Source organism: Pantoea sp. FN0302 (genome assembly GCF_050113775.1).
Taxonomy (GTDB): domain Bacteria; phylum Pseudomonadota; class Gammaproteobacteria; order Enterobacterales; family Enterobacteriaceae; genus Mixta; species Mixta alhagi.
This window is the reverse complement of sequence record NZ_JBNJSM010000001.1, coordinates 1,642,653-1,661,732: the sequence shown is the minus strand read 5'-3', so window position 1 is coordinate 1,661,732 and position 19,080 is coordinate 1,642,653. Positions and strand designations below refer to the sequence as shown.

The 19,080-nt window shown below is 48.1% G+C and carries 18 protein-coding genes and 1 tRNA gene; 16 read left to right on the top strand and 3 right to left on the bottom strand.

What is annotated here, in order from left to right:
- The first annotated feature begins 311 nt into the window (after positions 1–311).
- A complete protein-coding gene (gene rutR / locus ACQE32_RS07785) occupies positions 312–947 on the top strand; it encodes an HTH-type transcriptional regulator RutR (protein ID WP_426974280.1) in 636 nt (211 codons plus the stop codon).
- Between the two features lie 80 nt (positions 948–1,027).
- A complete protein-coding gene (locus tag ACQE32_RS07780) occupies positions 1,028–1,993 on the top strand; it encodes a metal-dependent hydrolase (protein WP_427021597.1) in 966 nt (321 codons plus the stop codon).
- Positions 1,994–2,072: 79 nt separating this feature from the next.
- Here the strand turns inward: ACQE32_RS07780 and cycA are convergent, their stop codons facing one another.
- Positions 2,073–3,473: a D-serine/D-alanine/glycine transporter gene (gene cycA, locus ACQE32_RS07775; protein ID WP_426974282.1), complete on the bottom strand. Its 1,401-nt coding sequence runs from the start codon at positions 3,471–3,473 to the stop codon at positions 2,073–2,075.
- A gap of 295 nt (positions 3,474–3,768) precedes the next feature.
- On the opposite strand from cycA, the gene ACQE32_RS07770 reads away from it, so the two are divergent.
- The 3 genes from ACQE32_RS07770 (at position 3,769) to ACQE32_RS07760 (ending at position 6,549) form a co-directional block, all read left to right on the top strand.
- Positions 3,769–4,467 (top strand): extensin family protein, encoded by a 699-nt coding sequence (locus ACQE32_RS07770; RefSeq protein ID WP_427021596.1) that lies wholly within the window; start codon positions 3,769–3,771, stop codon positions 4,465–4,467.
- 615 nt (positions 4,468–5,082) lie between these two features.
- Positions 5,083–5,805, top strand: coding sequence for a transcriptional regulator SdiA (sdiA, locus tag ACQE32_RS07765; RefSeq protein ID WP_426974284.1), 723 nt, complete (start codon positions 5,083–5,085; stop codon positions 5,803–5,805).
- Positions 5,806–5,934: 129 nt separating this feature from the next.
- Positions 5,935–6,549 (top strand): acyl-homoserine-lactone synthase, encoded by a 615-nt coding sequence (locus ACQE32_RS07760; protein ID WP_426974376.1) that lies wholly within the window; start codon positions 5,935–5,937, stop codon positions 6,547–6,549.
- Here ACQE32_RS07760 and ACQE32_RS07755 read toward each other — a convergent pair.
- Positions 6,546–6,881 carry a GlpM family protein gene (locus ACQE32_RS07755; RefSeq protein ID WP_250652315.1) on the bottom strand — a complete coding sequence of 112 codons (336 nt, stop codon included), beginning with the start codon at positions 6,879–6,881 and terminating at the stop codon, positions 6,546–6,548. The two genes, ACQE32_RS07760 and ACQE32_RS07755, sit on opposite strands and share 4 nt — an antisense overlap.
- A gap of 67 nt (positions 6,882–6,948) precedes the next feature.
- Entirely contained in the window at positions 6,949–7,173 is a 225-nt protein-coding gene (locus ACQE32_RS07750) for a DUF2594 family protein (protein ID WP_085072161.1), read from the bottom strand.
- Positions 7,174–7,651: 478 nt separating this feature from the next.
- On the opposite strand from ACQE32_RS07750, the gene uvrY reads away from it, so the two are divergent.
- The 11 genes from uvrY (at position 7,652) to ACQE32_RS07695 (ending at position 19,056) form a co-directional block, all read left to right on the top strand.
- Positions 7,652–8,311, top strand: a complete 660-nt coding sequence (gene uvrY, locus ACQE32_RS07745) for a UvrY/SirA/GacA family response regulator transcription factor (RefSeq protein WP_426981122.1) — start codon at positions 7,652–7,654, stop codon at positions 8,309–8,311.
- Positions 8,304–10,136, top strand: a complete 1,833-nt coding sequence (uvrC, locus tag ACQE32_RS07740) for an excinuclease ABC subunit UvrC (protein WP_427021595.1) — start codon at positions 8,304–8,306, stop codon at positions 10,134–10,136. The genes uvrY and uvrC overlap by 8 nt, the downstream gene beginning before the upstream one ends.
- Before the next feature lie 71 nt (positions 10,137–10,207).
- The gene (pgsA, locus tag ACQE32_RS07735) at positions 10,208–10,756 is read left to right on the top strand and encodes a CDP-diacylglycerol--glycerol-3-phosphate 3-phosphatidyltransferase (protein ID WP_426981125.1); all 549 of its coding nucleotides are present in this window, start codon (positions 10,208–10,210) and stop codon (positions 10,754–10,756) included.
- A 144-nt stretch (positions 10,757–10,900) separates the two neighbouring features.
- Positions 10,901–10,976 (top strand) — tRNA-Gly (locus ACQE32_RS07730).
- Positions 10,977–11,479: 503 nt separating this feature from the next.
- Positions 11,480–14,146, top strand: coding sequence for a filamentous hemagglutinin N-terminal domain-containing protein (locus ACQE32_RS07725; RefSeq protein ID WP_427021594.1), 2,667 nt, complete (start codon positions 11,480–11,482; stop codon positions 14,144–14,146).
- 56 nt (positions 14,147–14,202) lie between these two features.
- Positions 14,203–15,846, top strand: a complete 1,644-nt coding sequence (locus ACQE32_RS07720; protein WP_427021593.1) for a ShlB/FhaC/HecB family hemolysin secretion/activation protein — start codon at positions 14,203–14,205, stop codon at positions 15,844–15,846.
- The gene (gene acpS / locus ACQE32_RS07715) at positions 15,846–16,241 is read left to right on the top strand and encodes a holo-ACP synthase (RefSeq protein ID WP_427021758.1); all 396 of its coding nucleotides are present in this window, start codon (positions 15,846–15,848) and stop codon (positions 16,239–16,241) included. Before ACQE32_RS07720 ends, acpS begins: the two co-directional genes overlap by 1 nt.
- 17 nt (positions 16,242–16,258) lie before the next feature.
- Positions 16,259–17,014: an SDR family oxidoreductase gene (locus ACQE32_RS07710; RefSeq protein WP_426974289.1), complete on the top strand. Its 756-nt coding sequence runs from the start codon at positions 16,259–16,261 to the stop codon at positions 17,012–17,014.
- A gap of 3 nt (positions 17,015–17,017) precedes the next feature.
- Entirely contained in the window at positions 17,018–17,566 is a 549-nt protein-coding gene (locus ACQE32_RS07705; RefSeq protein WP_427021592.1) for a 3-hydroxyacyl-ACP dehydratase FabZ family protein, read from the top strand.
- Between the two features lie 20 nt (positions 17,567–17,586).
- The gene (locus tag ACQE32_RS07700; RefSeq protein ID WP_426974291.1) at positions 17,587–17,880 is read left to right on the top strand and encodes an acyl carrier protein; all 294 of its coding nucleotides are present in this window, start codon (positions 17,587–17,589) and stop codon (positions 17,878–17,880) included.
- A gap of 24 nt (positions 17,881–17,904) precedes the next feature.
- The gene (locus ACQE32_RS07695; protein WP_426981129.1) at positions 17,905–19,056 is read left to right on the top strand and encodes an aminomethyltransferase family protein; all 1,152 of its coding nucleotides are present in this window, start codon (positions 17,905–17,907) and stop codon (positions 19,054–19,056) included.
- Positions 19,057–19,080: the final 24 nt, after the last annotated feature.

Sequence of the window (19,080 nt, the reverse complement as noted above, 5' to 3'; positions counted from 1 at the left end):
TCGTGGAAGTGGTTTAACCAACGTGCGCTGCGGGGCTTCCTGCCTTTCCTGTTCCGGCGGCGCGTAAGGCAACTAAAGCAAGAGGTGTGCCATATTTTTAACTAATTGATATCAAACTGGAATTAACAAGTGCAGCAACGGAAGCAGCCAGGCGATGCGCTAAAACAGACCATTTGGTCAAAACCTGCTGCACAGAAATCAGGCAAGGCACTATCTGCTATCAGCAGGTAATGAGATCGGTTAATTACTTCTTAACTGAACCGACCAGCTGCTAAGATGCAGCGCGGGCATTGTTCAGAAAAAGGATCAGGGTGAAAGTGGTAAATAAGGCACCAACACGCCGTTCACAGGCAGCAGCGGCAAAGCGTTCAGCAATTCTTAACGCGGCGCTGGAATACTTCTCGCAGTTTGGTATGCATGGCACCCGCCTCGATAAAGTGGCCGAGCGCGCCGGTATATCAAAAACCAATCTGCTTTACTATTTTCCCTCTAAAGAAGCGCTCTATATCGCGGTACTGAAAGAGATCCTTGATGTCTGGTTAGCGCCGCTGCGTGCGCTGCGTGAAGATCACGAGCCGCTGGCAGCGATTCGCCACTATATCCAGCTGAAAATGGAGGTATCGCGCGATCATCCCCAGGCTTCGCGACTGTTCTGTCTGGAAATGCTGCAGGGCGCGCCGCTGCTGAAAGCCGAGCTTGAGAGCGACCTTAAAGCGTTGATAGATGAAAAATCGCAGGTGATTGAAAACTGGGTGGCGCAAAAGCGGCTGGCGCCGGTAGAGCCGCAGCATTTGGTGTTTATGCTGTGGGCCACCACACAACACTATGCAGATTTTGCCGTTCAGGTAGAGGCGATAACCGGTCAGACGCTGAATGACGAAGAGTTTTTTAACCAGGCGGTGCGCAACGTGCAGCATATGGTGATTGAAGGCATTCGCGTGCGCTGAGAGGTGATTAAAAAACTTTACCTTCAGCGAAACGGAATTACGCCAGGCTTATAGCGTTAGGTTGCAACCCAGGAGCAAGCATGGATTCCGTTTCGCAATTGGTTTTGGGCGCCTCGGTAGGCATGGCGGTCATGGGGCGCAAAGCGCCGCTCTGGAAGTCGGCGCTGGTAGGCGGATTTTGCGGCACCTTGCCCGATCTGGATGTTTTTCTCGATCACGGTGATGCAATCCGCAATATGACTCTGCATCGCACCGAAAGCCATGCGCTGGTCTGGTTAACGTTGCTTTCACCGTTGCTGGCGTGGCTGCTTGCCGGCGTGGTCAAACAGCGCTTTCAGTGGATCCAGTGGTGGCCTGCTGTCTGGCTGGCGTTGATCACCCACCCGTTGCTCGATCTGATGACCGTATATGGCACCCAGCTGGGGCTGCCCTTTACCGATTACCCCTGGGCTATTGGCAGCATTTATATTGTCGATCCGCTGTATACGCTGCCGCTGATAATTTGCCTGATTGTTGCCCTGTGGCGTCGCGAACCGCGCTGGAGCCGCGCCGGTTTGGCGCTCAGTACAGGCTATCTGTTATGGAGCATGGCGGCGCAGGGAATTGCGCTTTATCAGGTGGCTCCGCAGGTGGCGCATCAGCTGGGCGTTAAGCCTCATTTACTGGTAACGCCCACCGCTTTTAATACGCTGGTATGGCGCGTAGTCGCCGTCACGCCCGAGCACTACTACGAGGGCTACTGGTCGCTGCTGGCGCCGCATCGACCGCTGCAGCTCAGCATGCACGATCGTGGCGCTGCGCTCTACCAACAGCTGAAAGGAGATGCGCATGTTGAGCGTGTCGCCTGGTTTAGCCATGGTTTTTTTGCCATGCAGCAGCGCGACGGCAAACTGTTTATCAGTGATTTGCGTATGGGCGAAGCGCCAGATTTCACCTTTACTTTTGATCTGGGCGCTCCGCAGGCGCGTAACCCTCATCCTTCACGGCTCGCTTCGTCAAGACCCTCACTAACGCAAACGTGGCGGCACTTTCGTCAGCGTCTGTAACGAAAAGGGGCGAACTTGCGTTCGCCCCTGAGCTGACAAGCTGTCAGTATCAGAACGTCACTCTGGCAGCAGGCCGGTGTTAACGCACCGCTGCCTTACGGCTACGCAGCCACCAGCCGATGCCCAGCAGAATAAACCACAGCGGCGTAACCATCAGCGCCTGGCGCGTATCTTCCTGTAGCGTCAGCAGAACAATGACAAACACGAAGAAAGCCATACATATCCAGCACATCAGCTTGCCCAGCGGCATTTTAAAGCGCGACTGCTGATGACGCTGCGGATATTTTTTACGATAGGCGAGGTAAGAGCAGAGGATGATGCTCCAGACAAACATAAAAAGAATGGCCGAAACGGTAGTGACCATGGTAAACACGGTCATGACATTCGGAATCAGGTAAATCAGCGCCACGCCAATCAGCAGACAGAGGCAGGAGAAAAGCAGACCTGCAGTCGGTACCGCGCGTGCTGAGAGACGACCAAAGGCGCGATGCGCCACACCCTGTTCTGCAAGGCCGTAGAGCATCCGGCTGGTGGAGAAAATGCCGCTGTTAGCCGAGGAGGCGGCAGAGGTTAATACCACAAAGTTCACGATGCTGGCCGCCGCTGGCAGGCCAATCAACATAAACATTTCTACAAATGGACTGCGGTCGGCGACTACGTGTGTCCAGGGCGTTACCGCCATAATCACCATTAGCGCCAGCACATAAAACATAATAACGCGAATCGGAATGGCATTAATTGCCCGTGGCAATACCTTATGCGGGTCGTGCGTTTCAGCTGCGGCGGTGCCTACCAGTTCAATGCCGACAAAAGCAAATACAGCAATCTGGAAACCGGCAAAGAAGCCGCTTAATCCTTTCGGGAACATACCGCCTTCATTCCAGATATTCGACAGCGAAGCCGTGCCGCCGCCCGGAGAAGGGTAATGCATCGCCACCAGGACAATGCCGGTAACAATCAACGCAACGATGGCCACGATTTTGATAATGGCAAACCAGAACTCCAGCTCGCCAAACAGCTTAACCGTAACAATGTTAAGCGCCAGAAAGGCCACAACACAAAGCAGGGCGCTCATCCAGATAGAGAAATCGGGGAACCAGAGCTGGAAATAGGAGCTGATGGCGACCACGTCGGCTATGCCGGTCACCACCCAGCAGAACCAGTAGGTCCATCCGGTAAAATAACCGGCCCACGGGCCAAGCAGGTCAGCGGCGAAATCGCTGAAAGATTTATATTCAAGATTGGAGAGCAATAGCTCGCCCATCGCGCGCATCACAAAGAACAGCATAAAACCGATGATCATATAGACAAAAATGATCGACGGTCCCGCCAGACTGATGGTTTTACCAGACCCCATAAACAGGCCGGTTCCGATGGCACCGCCAATAGCAATCAGCTGAATATGACGGTTATGAAGACTACGCCGGAGCTTATCCGGGCTTTCTGCGTTTTGCAGCGTATCTTTGGTTTGATCTGTCATGAAGTGGTTCCTGTCTGTGATGTCGTGCGGCTCTGCTGGCCGATAGTTATCAGGCTTACCGGCAGGTAAGTTGGCATAAGATAGTGTAATTAACCGATTATCAGCTAATGGTTTTTGCCAATCCTGCAGAATTTGAGGCCCGAAGTTGGCATCATTTATTTACAAACAGCGAAAAGGTACAACTTTTATGCAGTACTGCCGCAAAAAACCACAAAATGCGTAACTTTCACAGTAAAAACTGGACCACAGGCTACAATTAACAGGCAAGCGTAGCGGCTAATCGGGGGAGGGGCGGGTGAAAACCATGGCGATAGTGCTGATTATAATTCTGGCCGCGCTGGCAAGCATGCCCTGGCTACAGCGCCATCTGCCATCGCACTGGGATCCTTTTAAGCCGCTGGAGGTCACCGATGCGCCAGGGCCAATTACGCGCTACAAGCTTCAGCGCCTGCGCAATGATCCTGCGGCCTGTCTGTCGGTATTGCAGCGTGCCCGTGAGGCAGGATTCATCAGCTTTACTCAGCCTCCTGCGATGAAGGGAGCCTGCCCGCTGGAAAAGCCGATTCGGATACAGCGGTTTGCCAGGGTAACACTGAGCAGCAGCTTTTTGGCCAGCTGTCCGTTGGCGGTAAGCAGTACAATGTTTGTGATTCAGGCAAATCAAATAGCGCTAACAAGCCCGCTTAAATCGCCGTTGGGACGTATCGAGCATGTAGGAAGCTACGCCTGCCGCAATATTTATCACCGTGCGCAGGGCAGGTTGAGTGAACATGCGACCGCTGATGCATGGGATATAACGGCGTTTCACCTGGCAAACGGTACGCGAATCAGCGTGGGAAGAGACTGGCACAGAACGGGCGAAGCGTCGGCGCTTCTGCATCGCTGGTTCGACAGCAGCTGCGCCTGGTTTGGCAACGCGCTGGGGCCAAATTATAACGCGGCGCATGACAGCCATTTCCATTTAGGGATGCGAGGCTACATGCTTTGTCGCTAACTGGCTGCTGCCTATAAAGAATTATTTGAAAAACGGACTATTTAACGCTTTTTCTATGGTATCTAATGGTATAAAGCCTTACGAAAAAGGTTAGCGGCATTTAATAGAGATCAGATAATTTTTTATAAAAGATTATTAGTGATGAATTAAGAAGAGCTTAAGTAAAAGCGGAGATTTTAGAATAATTACGGTGTTAACAATCAGCCTGTGTTATGAGTTTTGCTATAATGCTGTTTCAAAAGAATATTATTGTCGCTTTTTTCTTATGAAAAGAATTTCACATCCGTCACGATTTTTCACATCAACGTGGCTTAAATTGCAAGGGGATTGAATAGTTTTAAGAAAAATCTTATTCTTATCTTTATGCACAAAGTATTGAGTTTGCGCAAGATTGATAAATATAACTTTACTAAATTATAAGGATTCAAAGCGTGTAGCTTAAGCAATTATATCACATTTTCTTAACGTATCATAAATGCAGCGCGATCTTATCCGCAACCGCTTAAGCCAATATAATTAAAATAATTTTTCGAGAGCATTTAATTTTTTGTTACATCGGTGGCAGTTTGACTTAAACCATGGCGCGAGTAGCCTTCGCGTACCGGTGAGGCTTTAATGACGTTCGATGATTACTTCGCCTGGCGCAAGGAGGTCGAGGCACTGTTTTTTTTACTGAATAACACTGATGAGCTAACGGATATATTACAGCAGCAGGTTAAAGCGTTGGGATTGGAGCAATTTGCTTTACTTATCCGCCATCCTGTTCCCTTTACGCGCCCTAAAACGTTTCTTTTTACTACCTATCCAAAGGGTTGGGTAAAGCAATACGAAAATGAAAATTATTATGCAATCGATCCTATTCTTGATCTTTGCCAGCTGCCGGGGAAATTTATACTGTGGCAAGATGCCATATCGGAATGCACGGAATTATTCTGGCAAGAGGCAAAATCCCATGGGCTGACTTCAGGCGTTTCCTGTTCGCTTATGGCGCTTAATCGAGCGCTCGGTATATTATCTGCGTCTTCTAAAAAGGCGCTGAATATGTTGACATTACAGCCAGAACAACAATTAAGACTACAGTATCTTTTGGATCTGTCATTACAAACTTTACAGCGTTTAGACGATGTCTCAATGCGCATTTTAGATATAACCTTAAGCCAGCGTGAACTGGAAATATTAAAATGGACGGCGGAGGGCAAAACGGCTGTAGAAATTTCACTGATTCTGGCTATCTCGCCCCATACGGTAAATTTTCATCAAAAAAATTTGCAGAAACGATTCAATGCACCGAATAAAACCCAGGTAGCCAGCTATGCAGCGGCAATGGGTTTATTGTGAGCGCTAGCGCAACTACTAAATTTAGTAGTTTCATAAGGTTAACCAGTTGTCTACCCTTCGGCCTGGGTTTCAGCTGGGCTAGCGCCGTATGAATACGGCTTAAACGAGGGAGTGCGACAGGGGAATATGATGAAGATTATCCAAACCCAGCTAAAGGATATGCCATCCTCGTTATTGGCGGAATTGGGCAGTTATCGCTATAGCGTATTTGCACGCGGTGAAGGGTGGTCGATACCTTCCCGGCTCAGCACGCCGGGGCAGGAGTATGATCGCTTTGACCGTTCTGATGTCAGCTGGCTTATCGCCTGGCACGCGCGTATGGGCATTTGCGGCTGCGCGCGTTTGATGCAGTGGCAGGAACCGGGTAACGTTGAAGGCATCAGCGTCCCGTTCGATCGTAAAGAAGCAGTATGGGAAATGTCGCGTTTTTCAGCCAGACTGGATGTGGATGCTGAATTACCGCTAACCATTCTCTGGCATGCTGTGCAATTGGCAGAGCTGGCAGGCATCGATTATCTTGTCAGTGCCGCTACGCCGATGTTGGAGCAGATGTTTGAACAACATAAAGTAGGATTCGAACCGCTTACGCCGGGCTTGATTCAATCTGAAGATAACCTTTTTGCGGTTAAGATTCCGGTTAAGCAGCCCGATTTAGCGGAAAAGTATCGTGGCGCACGTCGTTTTAGCCCGGAAGAGGTTTTGCCTTCGTTGGGCGTCTCCATAAACTGGCAATCGGGACGCTAATGCCAACGTGTCCATAGGGTGATCAGTAACCATGCGGCCAGCACCCAGCATAGCACGGCGCTGGCCAACGCAACAGGTAGCCGCATTGCACCGATGAAAAACCATAACGAGAGGAGATAAAACAAGTAGGGCAGAATGGCCCACATGCCAAAAACAAGCGTGGTACGTAACGCGCTTACCCCTTTATCGGTTGCCACCAGATAATGGGCGATCAGTGCAAAAGTAGGGAACAGAGGCAACAAGCCCGCGATATAGTAATTTTTACTCTTCGCCAGTATGCCGATCGCGACCACCACCAGTGCGCCGATTAACGCTTTTAACAGCAAACCCATTGTTCACTCCACGGCAAAATCCATAACATGCGTGAATAACAGCATCAAATCAATGGGTTTGAAGTTTTTAGCGACGGTATCCAGCTTTGATTTGGCCAATGGTATCAGCGAAAGTTTCAGCCTGCTTTGGATCGTCTAACTGAGCTATAAGCCGTTCCATATTGATAATCACTTTACCTGCATCGGCCTGCCCCATGCCTTTCAGCATCATCGTGACCATCGCCTTCAGGCAGGCAACTTCATTCGCCAACTTCTCTGCTTCATGCGAGGTGTTAAAATCGTTATAACCCATAGCTACTCCTTGATAAAATGGTACAAACATTTGAACTACTGCTCAAATCAGCGATAGCAGGAAAGTATAACATAAATTATGAGACTGTTTTCTCAGTTGAGCATGCAGGGTAAACAATAAAATGTTGTTCAGAACGCAGAGGTAAATAAAAAATCTGCACTATTTAGCCTGGATGGAAATGGTCAAAAGAGCCTTATTTCGTCACGCAAAAGTGCTCAGTGGTTTTAATTTAACTCATTGTATATAAAGCATTTTAAAATTTTAAATGATTTTCTGCTTATTTTTTAACGGATTTAACGCTTTATTATCGGTAGGGGGAAATAGTTGCGCTGCGGGTAGAATAACGGTGGGCTGAGCGAGCAATTAACCGCCCAAAAAAACGCTGAATTATGTTCAAACCTGTCACGAAAGAGAGTAACATTAAGCCGGTTAATTAAAGTGTCGCCCATAAACATCACCATTCCGGAGAAATCCTCTTTTGATCAGCATTCTTCTTGTGGATGACCACGAACTGGTACGCGCAGGGATCCGTCGCATACTGGAAGATATCAAAGGTATTCAGGTAACCGGCGAGGCATGCTGCGGTGAGGATGCTGTTAAGTGGTGTCGAACCAACCAGGTTGATGTAATCCTGATGGATATGAACATGCCGGGCATCGGCGGCCTGGAGGCGACGCGCAAGATCGTACGATTTAACCCCGATGCTAAAATTATTATGTTGACTATCCATACGGAAAATCCGCTGCCGGCAAAAGTGATGCAGGCGGGCGCTTCCGGCTACCTCAGTAAAGGAGCCGCGCCGCAGGAGGTCATCAGTGCGATTCGTTCGGTTCACTCGGGCCAACGTTATATCGCCTCTGATATAGCGCAGCAGATGGCGCTGAGCCAGATTGAACCAGAAAAGGGAGAATCTCCTTTCAGCTGTTTGTCGGAACGGGAATTGCAGATTATGCTGATGATTACCAAAGGGCAGAAAGTCACAGATATTTCTGAACAGCTTAATCTGAGCCCGAAAACCGTTAACAGCTACCGCTATCGTATGTTTAGTAAACTGAATATTAATGGCGACGTAGAGTTGACGCATCTGGCCATCCGACATGGCCTGTTTAATGCGGAGTCGTTGATCAGTAGTGAGTGAAGTTTTTGATGCAAAATCCTTTCTGAAAACCGTCACCAGCCAGCCGGGCGTCTACCGGATGTATGACAGTGGCGGTACGGTTATTTACGTCGGTAAAGCAAAAGATCTGAAAAAGCGCCTCAGTAGCTATTTCCGCAGCAATCTTGCCAGCCGTAAAACCGAAGCGTTAGTGGCCAATATCGATCATATTGATGTCACCGTCACCCACACTGAAACAGAAGCGCTGCTGCTTGAACATAACTACATCAAGCTTTATCAGCCGCGCTACAACGTGCTGCTGCGTGACGATAAGTCCTATCCCTATATCTTCTTAAGTGGCGATCCTCATCCCCGGCTGGCTATCCATCGCGGCGCTAAACATGCAAAGGGCGAATATTTCGGTCCATTCCCCAATGGCTATGCGGTGCGTGAAACCCTGGCGCTGCTGCAAAAAATATTCCCGGTGCGGCAGTGTGAAAACAGCGTTTATCGCAACCGCACGCGCCCCTGTCTGCAATATCAGATTGGGCGTTGTCTGGGGCCTTGCGTCGCAGGTCTGGTCAGCGAAGAGGAATATGCTCAGCAAACCGAGTATGTGCGGCTGTTTCTCGCCGGTAAAGATGACCAGGTGCTAAACATGCTGGTCAGCCGTATGGAACAGGCCAGCCAGGCGTTGCGCTTTGAAGAAGCTGCCCGTCTGCGCGATCAGATTCAGGCGGTGCGGCGGGTTACCGAAAAGCAATTTGTTTCCAATCAGGGCGATGACCTTGATGTCATTGGCGTCTCTTACGATGCCGGTATGGCTTGTCTGCATGTGCTTTTTATTCGCCAGGGCAAGGTATTAGGCAGCCGCAGCTATTTCCCAAAAATTCCCGGCGGCACCGAGCTGGCGGAAGTGGTGCAAACCTTTGTGGGTCAGTTCTATCTGCAGGGCAGCGAGTCGCGTACCTTACCGGGTGAAATCCTGCTGGATTTTAATCTGACGCAACGCGAGCTGCTGGCAGATTCTCTTAGTGAGCTGGCAGGACGCCGTATTCATATTCAGAGTAAGCCGCGTGGCGATCGCGCTCGCTATCTGAAACTGGCGCGTACCAACGCCGCGACAGCGTTGGTAACAAAACTCACCCAGCAATCAACGATCCATCAGCGGCTGGCGGCGTTAGCCGGGGTGCTTAAATTACCGCGTATCAACCGTATGGAATGCTTTGATATCAGCCATACCATGGGCGAACAAACGGTCGCCTCCTGCGTGGTTTTCGACAGTAACGGGCCGGTGCGTGCTGAATATCGCCGCTATAATATCAGCGGCATCACGCCGGGAGATGACTATGCGGCGATGAATCAGGTGCTGCGTCGACGTTACGGTAAAGAGCTGGAGCCGGAAAAGGTGCCGGACGTGATCCTGATTGACGGCGGTAAAGGGCAGCTGGGGCAGGCGAAGCAGGTTTTCTCCGAGCTGGAAGTCAGCTGGGATAAACATCATCCGCTTTTACTGGGCGTGGCCAAAGGCAGCGATCGTAAGGCCGGTCTGGAAACGCTCTTCCTGGAGCCTGAAGGCGAGGGATTCTCCTTACCGCCTGACTCACCGGCGCTGCATGTTATTCAGCATATTCGCGATGATTCCCATAATCATGCGATAACCGGGCATCGCAATAAGCGGGCAAAGGTCAAAAATACCAGCTCGCTGGAAAGTATCGAAGGCGTTGGGCCCAAACGGCGTCAGCAGCTGTTAAAATATATGGGCGGCCTACAGCCATTGATGAACGCCTCGGTTGAAGAAATCGCCAAAGTGCCTGGCATTTCTCACGCCCTGGCGGAGAAAATTTTTTACTCGTTAAAACACTAACATTGAATCCCTTGTGGCAATGTAGCACCATACGGGTAAACCCTACTCATGCCAGACAGTTAGCGTACCTTATGCAATTGAATATACCGACGTGGCTCACCCTGTTTCGTGTTGTGCTGATCCCTTTTTTTGTGCTGGCATTCTATCTGCCATTTCATTGGGGGCCGATGGTTTGCGCTATCATTTTTGTGATAGCAGCAATTACTGACTGGTTTGATGGTTTTCTGGCCCGCCGCTGGAAGCAATCGACCCGCTTCGGCGCCTTTCTCGATCCGGTAGCGGATAAGGTGATGGTCGCGATGGCGTTGGTGCTGGTGGCTGAACAGTTTCACGCCTGGTGGATTACCTTGCCGGCGGCGACCATGATTGCCCGCGAAATTATTATCTCTGCATTGCGCGAGTGGATGGCGGAAATTGGTAAGCGCAGCAGCGTTGCCGTTTCCTGGATCGGTAAAGTCAAAACCATGGCCCAGATGCTGGCATTGGTTGCGCTGCTGTGGCATCCCAATCAGCTGGTTTCAGCGGTCGGCGTGGTGGCGCTCTATATTGCTGCAGTGCTGACTTTCTGGTCGATGTTTCAATATTTAAGCGCGGCGCGCAACGATCTGTTTGAACACTGATCGATATGGTGCAAAAAACAGCAAATGACTAGCGCATAAAGATAATCTGGTTGACTCAGATGTTCAGCGCAGTAGAATGCAGCGCATCGGACGGTAATAGATTTGCCGAATGAGGAAAAAATCAGTGCTTTGTTGCTGATGAATGCGGGAATAGCTCAGTTGGTAGAGCACGACCTTGCCAAGGTCGGGGTCGCGAGTTCGAGTCTCGTTTCCCGCTCCAGATTTTAAATTGTAGAAAGCATTTTCTGCAATTCTCCGAAAAGGGCCGTAAGGCCCTTTTTTCGTTACAAAACCACACACACTCACTCTTCTCTTCTTTTGGGCCGACAGCGTCTGATCCCTTTGTACTTCTGCAAAATAATACTCATTTTTAATATGATTTACGATTTACCCCTGCCAGAACAAAAGAGTATCGTTTAAACATTATTCTTATTAAAGCAACGGAGAGTCGGCAGTCTTTTTCTGGATACGCGTGCTTTATAAAAAATCCTTTTATAAGTTTTACCTGATGTGAATAGTCTGCGCCTGTTTAGCGCATATTAACAGCTGTGGTTTGATTTACTGTTAGCAAATGGAATATTGCACATAAAATTTAATGGCGGCCATTAAATTTGCGCCTGAAAGAGGTGATAAGTAACTGAAGCGGCGGACATCTGTTGTTTCATTCTATGCACCAGTTCTTTCAGCATGGAAAACAATGATAGTTATAACAGGTAAAAGAATATGAGAAATAGAAAAATCGGGCATGCGCGCGTCAAATATCATCCTGTAGCGGCATGTATTTTGCTTTCCTTAGCCAGCGTGACGCAAGCGGCTAATAACAGAAATATGACCTCTTCAGTTGTAAAGGGTGTAACGGTCATTGATATCAACAAAGCGAACGATCGCGGCATTTCACATAACCTATATGACAAATTTAATGTTGATAAAAAAGGGTTGATCTTAAACAACAGCCAGAATGCCATCAGCACCAGGCTGGCTGGAGAGATAAAAGGGAACAGCAACCTGAGCTCAGGTGCAGCGAAAGTTATTCTTAACGAGGTTATTTCTAAAAATCATAGTGCCTTACAGGGTTGGCTGGAGGTGGCAGGAAATAAAGCGCATGTCATCGTTGCTAATCCAAACGGTATCAGTTGCCAGGGATGTGGCTTTATTAACGCAGAAAAAGTTACTGTCACCACCGGCAAACCAGATATGCAGAACGGTATGCTAAAAGGATACCAGGTAAATGGCGGCAGCGTTACGCTTTCACATCTGGAAAGTGCCTCGCCAACTGAAATATTAGCGCGATCCATTGTAGTCAATGACAAACTCTATGCTGAGGAGCTGTCAATGGTAGCCGGCAACAATTATGTTGACATAAATGGCAAAATTACCGGTACGGTGAAGGCTCAGGGAAGACGGCAGGGCTATGGAATTGACGTTGCCACTATTGGCGGAATGTACGCCAATAAAATAAGCCTGATCAGCAGCGAAAAAGGCGTGGGGGTACGCAATAGCGGCATTATTGCCGGAACGGAGAATATACAAATTGATAGCAGCGGTAAACTTGTTAACAGCCATGGCCAAATAAAATCAGCTGGACTGATTAACATCAAAGCACAGCAAGGGCTGGAAAATATCACCGGAAAAATAAATAGCGAGAATACTATTCATATAGATACTAATAAAAGCATCATCAATAATAACCAGGCGGGTCATATCGCCGCCAGGAAAGATATCTATATTGACAGCGGCACTTTTAATAACGTCAATGGGAAAATATCTGCTGGCGGCACGCTGGGCGTAAACACCCATAATAAAATCATGACCAATACAGGGAAAGGCAATTCCGTGGGTATTCATGCCGGGGCCGTGGCCCTGCAAACGGGCATGCTGGATAATATCAATGGCCTGATCAAAGGCGGCTATGTCGGCGTTGGGGCGAACAGAGTTAATAATACTTCTGGCACCATCGAAGCTACAGGTGACATGGACATCAGCAGTAACGGGAATATTGAAAACCGGCAGGGCCTTCTGCGTTCTACTGTAGGGCATATCCATCTTGATGCGGTCAGGGGCAGCATCAATAACGGCAGTACGCGCACAGCAGACACTTTTAGTCAGGATTCCCAGGGTATCATCGCTGGTGAAGGCGGGATTCAGATCAAAGCCGATGTGCTGAACAGTCGCACCGGTCAAATCGCCTCAAAAGGTAATATCGCTATAACTACCACCTCTGCTGTTGACAACTTCCAGGGAAAGTTAAACAGCAGCAAAGAACTTTACATTAAAGCCGCATCTCTGCTGAATGGCCAGGCGGGGATAAGCACCTCGGGCAATATTCATATTGATCTCTCGGAAGATTTTTACAACAGTATCGGCATTATCAGTGCTGGCGAAGGCAATATCGAGCTACAGGCGAGGCGCGTTAGTAACAAAGGAGGATTGTTCGTTGGTCAGGATATGAATATCAATGCCAAAACCTCAGTGGATAACAGCGCCGCGCTAATGGTTGCTAATAAAAACATGACGATAACGGCCGCTGACATGCTGGATAACAGCAAAGCTCAGGATTTTGCTGATTTTTATGGCGTTTATTTAGCAATGCCCAACCAAAAGGGTGGTCTGATTGGCAGAGAAAGCATCACCATTAACACTGGTCGCGTAAACAATGATAGTGGCCGTATTGTTTCGGAGTTGGGTCAGTTAACCATCCAGGCCAGGGATCATATTAACAACACCTACGGCCACATCATGGCAGCTTCAGGACTTTCGTTGCTGAAAACACAGGCTATCTATAATGATTATGCCACGATAAACAGCGGCGGCAGCCTGACTGTTGATAGCGGTTTTCTCTCTAATTACAGTTCAGGCAGCATTGCTGATAATAATGCAACCGGCATCATTTCCGCCGATAAAGATTTGCAGGTTAACCTGGGCAGCACTTTTACTAACTACGGCTGGATAAATGGCAACCAGAATGCTTCCGTTACGGTGCAAGGTATCCTTTCTAACCGTAATACCCTTAGCGCCGCGCAGGATTTAAAAATCACCACAAAAAGCCGACTGTATAATTATAAAGATATGGCGGCCGGTAACCAACTCATACTCAAAAGCGAGTCTGATGTAAAAAACAGTTCGGGCAGTAATATTCAGGGAGCATCAACTACAACGATTGATATCAAAGGGGACCTGTATAATGAAGGTAACATTGTCAGCAATGATCAGTTAACCATCAGGGCAGGCAGAAACCTCTATAATTATAGTAATATATTAACGGATGGGCAGGCTGCTGTCAGCGTAAAAAATATTTCTAATAGCGGAAGCAATGCTTATCTGGGCGGCTTTGCAGGGCTGGAGCTGAAAGCGGGCGTTATTTCAAATAGCGGTAATTTTATTGGGTTGTAATTAAGGCATGCAATAAAGGCGGCAGGGTTTGCCGCTTTTATGTATTGAGTTGATTAATGAACAAGAAAGTTGTAGCCCTGTTTTTTTTCAGTTTGTGTCATTTTCCTGTTGTAGCGCAGAACAATGTGAGTCAGTTGATTAAGGAGCAGCAAAATAATGATAATACGGTTCGTCAGCAAAGCCGGATAACAAAAAAAGATATCTTTTCAACCGTTGGGGATAAAAAAACAGGTAAAATCGATTTTCCTGATGAAACTCTCTGTTTCAGGATAAAGAAAATTATCATAAATAATGATTTTCTTGAAAAGTCAGCGGCGGGGAAACTCAAAAAAAACATTGAAGGACGCTGCCTGGGAAAGCGAGGCGTAATTAAACTGGCTCATAATATTCAGGACGGGTTTATCAATGCGGGTTATATTACCACCCGCGTTGATATTCCGCCGCAGGATTTATCCTCTGGCGTATTGACACTAAATATTCTGCCGGGAAAAATTGAAACCATAAGCGTTGAAAACCACTCTGTAGCCCGGGTTATTTTACCCTTTGCTGAAGAAGATATTCTTAACATCAGGGACATAGAGCAGGGACTGGAGAATTTACAGCGAATACCGGGGACAGAAGTGAAAATAAACATCGAGCCAGGGGAGCGAGATGGATACAGTCGCGTCATCATCTATAGCAACCGCCAACAAAAATGGAATTTCCGCGCCTCCGCTAATAACTGGGGTGATAAAAGTACCGGGAAAAATTTAGCCAGCGTATCAGGCTATGTCTGGAATCTGGCGCATCTGAACGATATCTTTTATCTCTCAGGCACCCGAAGCGTATCAGGAGGATATAACAGTATTAGCAGCTATTATTCTTTTCCGTTGGGTTACTGGGAGTATGAATTTTTTTACAGCTATAGCGCGTCCCACCAGAAAATCGATCTTGATACGCTGAATCCTGATTATAGCGGGAAGAATCACTATGCCAGCGTTAAAGCCTCCAGAACGATCTATCGTGACAGAGATAAGAAAGTTACTGCATTTATGGAGGTTTTAAGAAGAAAATCTGATTATCAACTGGGCGATATCACACTGACGCTGCAAAAACGTGATATGAGCAACGGCCGCCTGGGTATTAACTATAAACAGAATTATGCCGCCGCCATGCTGAACAGCACCCTGGCATATCAACGTTTTACCCGTGGGGCTGGGGGGGATCTCTCACCCGATATGGCGGCGGGCGATGTCAGCTCAAGGAGTCAGTTACTCAGCCTGGATATTAATTACCTGAAACCGTTGGAATATCGCGCTTTGCAGGGGTTTTATGAGCTAAATGTGGGGATGCAGTATACGCCCGAAGCTTTAGTATTACAGGATCAGTTCTCTATTGGTAATCGCTGGAGCGTCAGAGGGTTTGAAAACAGCACCGGACTTTACGGTGATAAGGGATTTTACCTGCAAAACACCCTTAATATTCTTACCGGTTTAAGCGGCGCTGAATATTATTGCGGTCTCGATTATGGCGAAGCGGCAATGTCTCATTCGTTTCAACAGCAGAATAAGACCCAAAGATTAATGGGCGCGACAACAGGTTTAAAAGGCAGCGTTAAATCGTTGGGCTATGATCTATCGCTCTCTGTTCCACTGCTTAGCCCAGCGCAACTGCAAACCGATAAATTCACAATAAATGTTAACTTATTTTATCAACTATGATGCACGCAGGAATTAGGCTTTTTGTTGGCACTGATATTGTTGAAGTAGAAAGAATCAGGAGAGCAATATCGGGATGGAAAATGGATTTTCTTCAACGGGTTTTTACCCGGGCGGAAATAAATAAAATCAATGCAGAAAACCCAGACTATGAAAGGGCGGCTGGTTTTTGGGCGGCAAAAGAGTCAATGGTAAAAGCGCTGGGTATCGGTTTTCGTCAAGGGATCCGTTTTCATGATATTGAGGTCGAACATAATCAATACGGTTGCCCACAAATCATACTGCATGGCTCAGCAAAAACACTATTCAATGAAAAAGGCCGCGCACAAATCTCTTTAACGATATCGCATTGTAGAACATATGCTATTGCCGTTGTTGCTGTGGTTACACATAATTAATCTGACAGAGCGTGGATATGTATAGGTATAACGATCTTTGCAATAAGAGCGTATTGGTAACGGGAGCCAGCGGTGATATTGGGCTGGCTATCTGTATCCAGTTTCTACAGCAACAGTGCCAGGTCTATGCGCTGTATAATTCGCACGGCGATGAGCTGGCGGAATTGAAAAAGCGTCATCCTCAGGGTGAGCAGCTTCATATTCAACAATGTGATTTAGCCGATGCCGAAGCGGTAAAACAACTCTGTCTCTGGCTGGCGAACACGGCAGGCAACATTGATGTTCTGGTGAATAACGCGGGTATAGTTAAAGACAGCCTGTTTGCCGCTATGAGTTTTGAAGCATTCACTAGCGTGATAGAGACGAACCTGTTGAGCCTCTTCAGGCTGACCAAAGAGGCGCTGATGCTGCTGAGGGCCTCTGAGAAACCGGTAATTATCAACGTCGCTTCGATCGCGGCGCTGGTGCCCAGCCCTGGGCAGATTAACTATAGTGCGTCAAAAAGCGGCATTCTTGGCTTTACGCGCACGCTGGCTGCTGAAATGGCACCAAGGGGCGTTCGTGTCAATGCGGTAGCGCCAGGTATGATTGAATCCAGAATGGTTAAAAAAGTCTCGCGTACGGTTGTCAGAGAGGTAATTAATACCATTCCGCTGAAACGTCTGGGGCGCTGTGAAGAGGTCGCCAACGCGATTGTCTACTTAAGTTCCTCCGCATCAAGTTATATTGTGGGGCAGACGCTGGTTATAGATGGCGGTCTGGTGATGCGGTGATCTATGAATAAACTATTTATTCCGCCGCACATTTTTCTGGAAATGGGCAGCTGGCGGCAGCCTTTGCTAATGGTTGACCGAATCAGTAACTATCAATATGGCGAAAAAGGTTTTATTCAGGTTATCAAGCATGTCACCTATAATGAACCCTATATCCCAGGGCATTTTCCCGATAATCCCATTATGCCCGGTGCGATTATTTCTGAAATTTTTGGTCAGGCCAGCGAATATCTCTCTTTTTTGACCGATATATGCGAGATATATCAGGAACGTTACGGGATTAGTCTGCGATCGTTGCGAGATATTTGTAGCAAGATAGAAGATGACGACTTTCTTGAGGTTGTTCGGGTGCGCCGTGCTCAGGTGCAGGGCGTGCTGGCCGCACAGAATATTAAATTTAAAGGTATCGCGTATCCAGGGGATACGCTTGAAGTAACCAGCCAGTTAGCCTTTTCAGATAATAACGGCTTTAAGCACTATTCCGTTTGCGCTCATATTGGAAAAAAAGAGATCAGCAAAGGAACCATAATTAACTATCGCGAAGTGAAATAATAAAAACAGGGAGTCTCATCATGGATACGATGCGAGAGAATATAGCAGAGCGCAAAGCGATCCTGCTCACCATCAAAACAGAGTTAATTCAGCGGTTAAATATTCAGCGGGAACCCGGACAGATAGATGATGACACCGCGCTGTTTGGCAACGGTCTGAAACTTGATTCGGTGGATGCCACAGAAATTTTGGTGTTGCTGGATAAAGTTTTCAATGTTCAGGTGAGCGAAGGCGACGATCCTGCTTATATGCGCACCATTAATAATCTTGCCTCTTTTATTCTTCAAAAGAACAGAGCTGCCGAGCGTCCATAACAAAAAGCGACCAGGGAAAAGACGATGAACGTGCTTCATGATGTGCATTTGGCTCACCAGGCGAAAATGGGCCAATACAATAATAAAACGCTGCCTGCTTCTTATTACGCGCCTGCCGTTGAGTATCAGGCCGTGAGAGAAAATGCGTTGTTGGTTGATTACTCACATATGTCCATTGTCAGCGTAACAGGCGAAGATGCCTGGGCACTGGTTAATTACTGCGTGTCCGCCGATGTCGCCACCCTGCGTGATGAGCAGGCACTCTATTCGCTGATACTCAATGAAGCCGGTTTTTTGCGTGGCGATGTTTATATTCTTTGCGCGGAAGAGGGCTATTATCTGTTAACAGAGAACATGACCTCCACGGAAGTGGTTGCCTGTTTACAGCAGGCGTTAGGGAAAGCTGAGGAGCTGGATATCCAGGAGACGCCGGAAATCCACGTGCTGGATGATGCCGGGTGGGGCGCGATGCTGCTGGAAGGGCCTTATGCCTGGGAAATACTGGCGGAACGGTATGGTTTTGATGTCGTCGGGCTGCCTTATCATGAATTTATGCAGACCTCAGAGGAACTGATACTTCTCCGCTGCGGTAAACATGGCGAATATGCTTATTTAATGGTGGGCGAGCAGGCCGCGCTGGCGGAGCTGTGGTTGAAACTGCTGGAAACCGGTGAGAAATTTCAGCTGAAAGCGGGCGGCCTGGATTATCAGCATATCGTCAGGGTTGAAAATCCCTGCTGGGATGTGCTGGACGCTTCACGTAATCCCGTTGAGCTGCAGCTGCAATGGGCCATTGAATACGGTAAAGAGGATTTTATCGGTAAATCGGCGGTTGAAGCGATATCGCACAATGGCGTTACGCGTAAGCTTGTCGGCATTATTCCGCTGGCTCCGGGCGCAGAAATTAGCGCGAATGATAAGGTGCTGGTTGATAAAAAAGTGGTGGGTGAAATTATAAAAAGCGTTTATTCGCCCGCCCGCCACTCATTTATTGCCCTGGCGATGATCGACGCAGCCTGGGCTTACTCTGATATTCCGGGATTCATCCTGCAAACCGCGCACGGCGATATCGCAGCCATGACGCACAATCTGCCTTTCCTCTACAACCTCAGTATGCGGGTAAGCCCAACGGAACACAGTTTTATTGATGCCACGAAACCGCGCCACGCCGAATAACAGGCAAAAGAGCAGCATTAAACT

Excerpts from the sequence above, each read along its gene's own strand:
- ACQE32_RS07780 (WP_427021597.1), top strand. The coding sequence starts at position 1,028 with ATGGATTCCGTTTCGCAATTGGTTTTGGGCGCCTCGGTAGGCATGGCG.
- cycA (WP_426974282.1), bottom strand. The coding sequence starts at position 3,473 with ATGACAGATCAAACCAAAGATACGCTGCAAAACGCAGAAAGCCCGGAT.
- sdiA (WP_426974284.1), top strand. The coding sequence starts at position 5,083 with ATGACGTTCGATGATTACTTCGCCTGGCGCAAGGAGGTCGAGGCACTG.
- ACQE32_RS07760 (WP_426974376.1), top strand. The coding sequence starts at position 5,935 with ATGAAGATTATCCAAACCCAGCTAAAGGATATGCCATCCTCGTTATTG.
- ACQE32_RS07755 (WP_250652315.1), bottom strand. The coding sequence starts at position 6,881 with ATGGGTTTGCTGTTAAAAGCGTTAATCGGCGCACTGGTGGTGGTCGCG.
- ACQE32_RS07750 (WP_085072161.1), bottom strand. The coding sequence starts at position 7,173 with ATGGGTTATAACGATTTTAACACCTCGCATGAAGCAGAGAAGTTGGCG.
- pgsA (WP_426981125.1), top strand. The coding sequence starts at position 10,208 with ATGCAATTGAATATACCGACGTGGCTCACCCTGTTTCGTGTTGTGCTG.
- ACQE32_RS07725 (WP_427021594.1), top strand. The coding sequence starts at position 11,480 with ATGAGAAATAGAAAAATCGGGCATGCGCGCGTCAAATATCATCCTGTA.
- ACQE32_RS07720 (WP_427021593.1), top strand. The coding sequence starts at position 14,203 with ATGAACAAGAAAGTTGTAGCCCTGTTTTTTTTCAGTTTGTGTCATTTT.
- acpS (WP_427021758.1), top strand. The coding sequence starts at position 15,846 with ATGCACGCAGGAATTAGGCTTTTTGTTGGCACTGATATTGTTGAAGTA.
- ACQE32_RS07710 (WP_426974289.1), top strand. The coding sequence starts at position 16,259 with ATGTATAGGTATAACGATCTTTGCAATAAGAGCGTATTGGTAACGGGA.
- ACQE32_RS07705 (WP_427021592.1), top strand. The coding sequence starts at position 17,018 with ATGAATAAACTATTTATTCCGCCGCACATTTTTCTGGAAATGGGCAGC.
- ACQE32_RS07700 (WP_426974291.1), top strand. The coding sequence starts at position 17,587 with ATGGATACGATGCGAGAGAATATAGCAGAGCGCAAAGCGATCCTGCTC.
- ACQE32_RS07695 (WP_426981129.1), top strand. The coding sequence starts at position 17,905 with ATGAACGTGCTTCATGATGTGCATTTGGCTCACCAGGCGAAAATGGGC.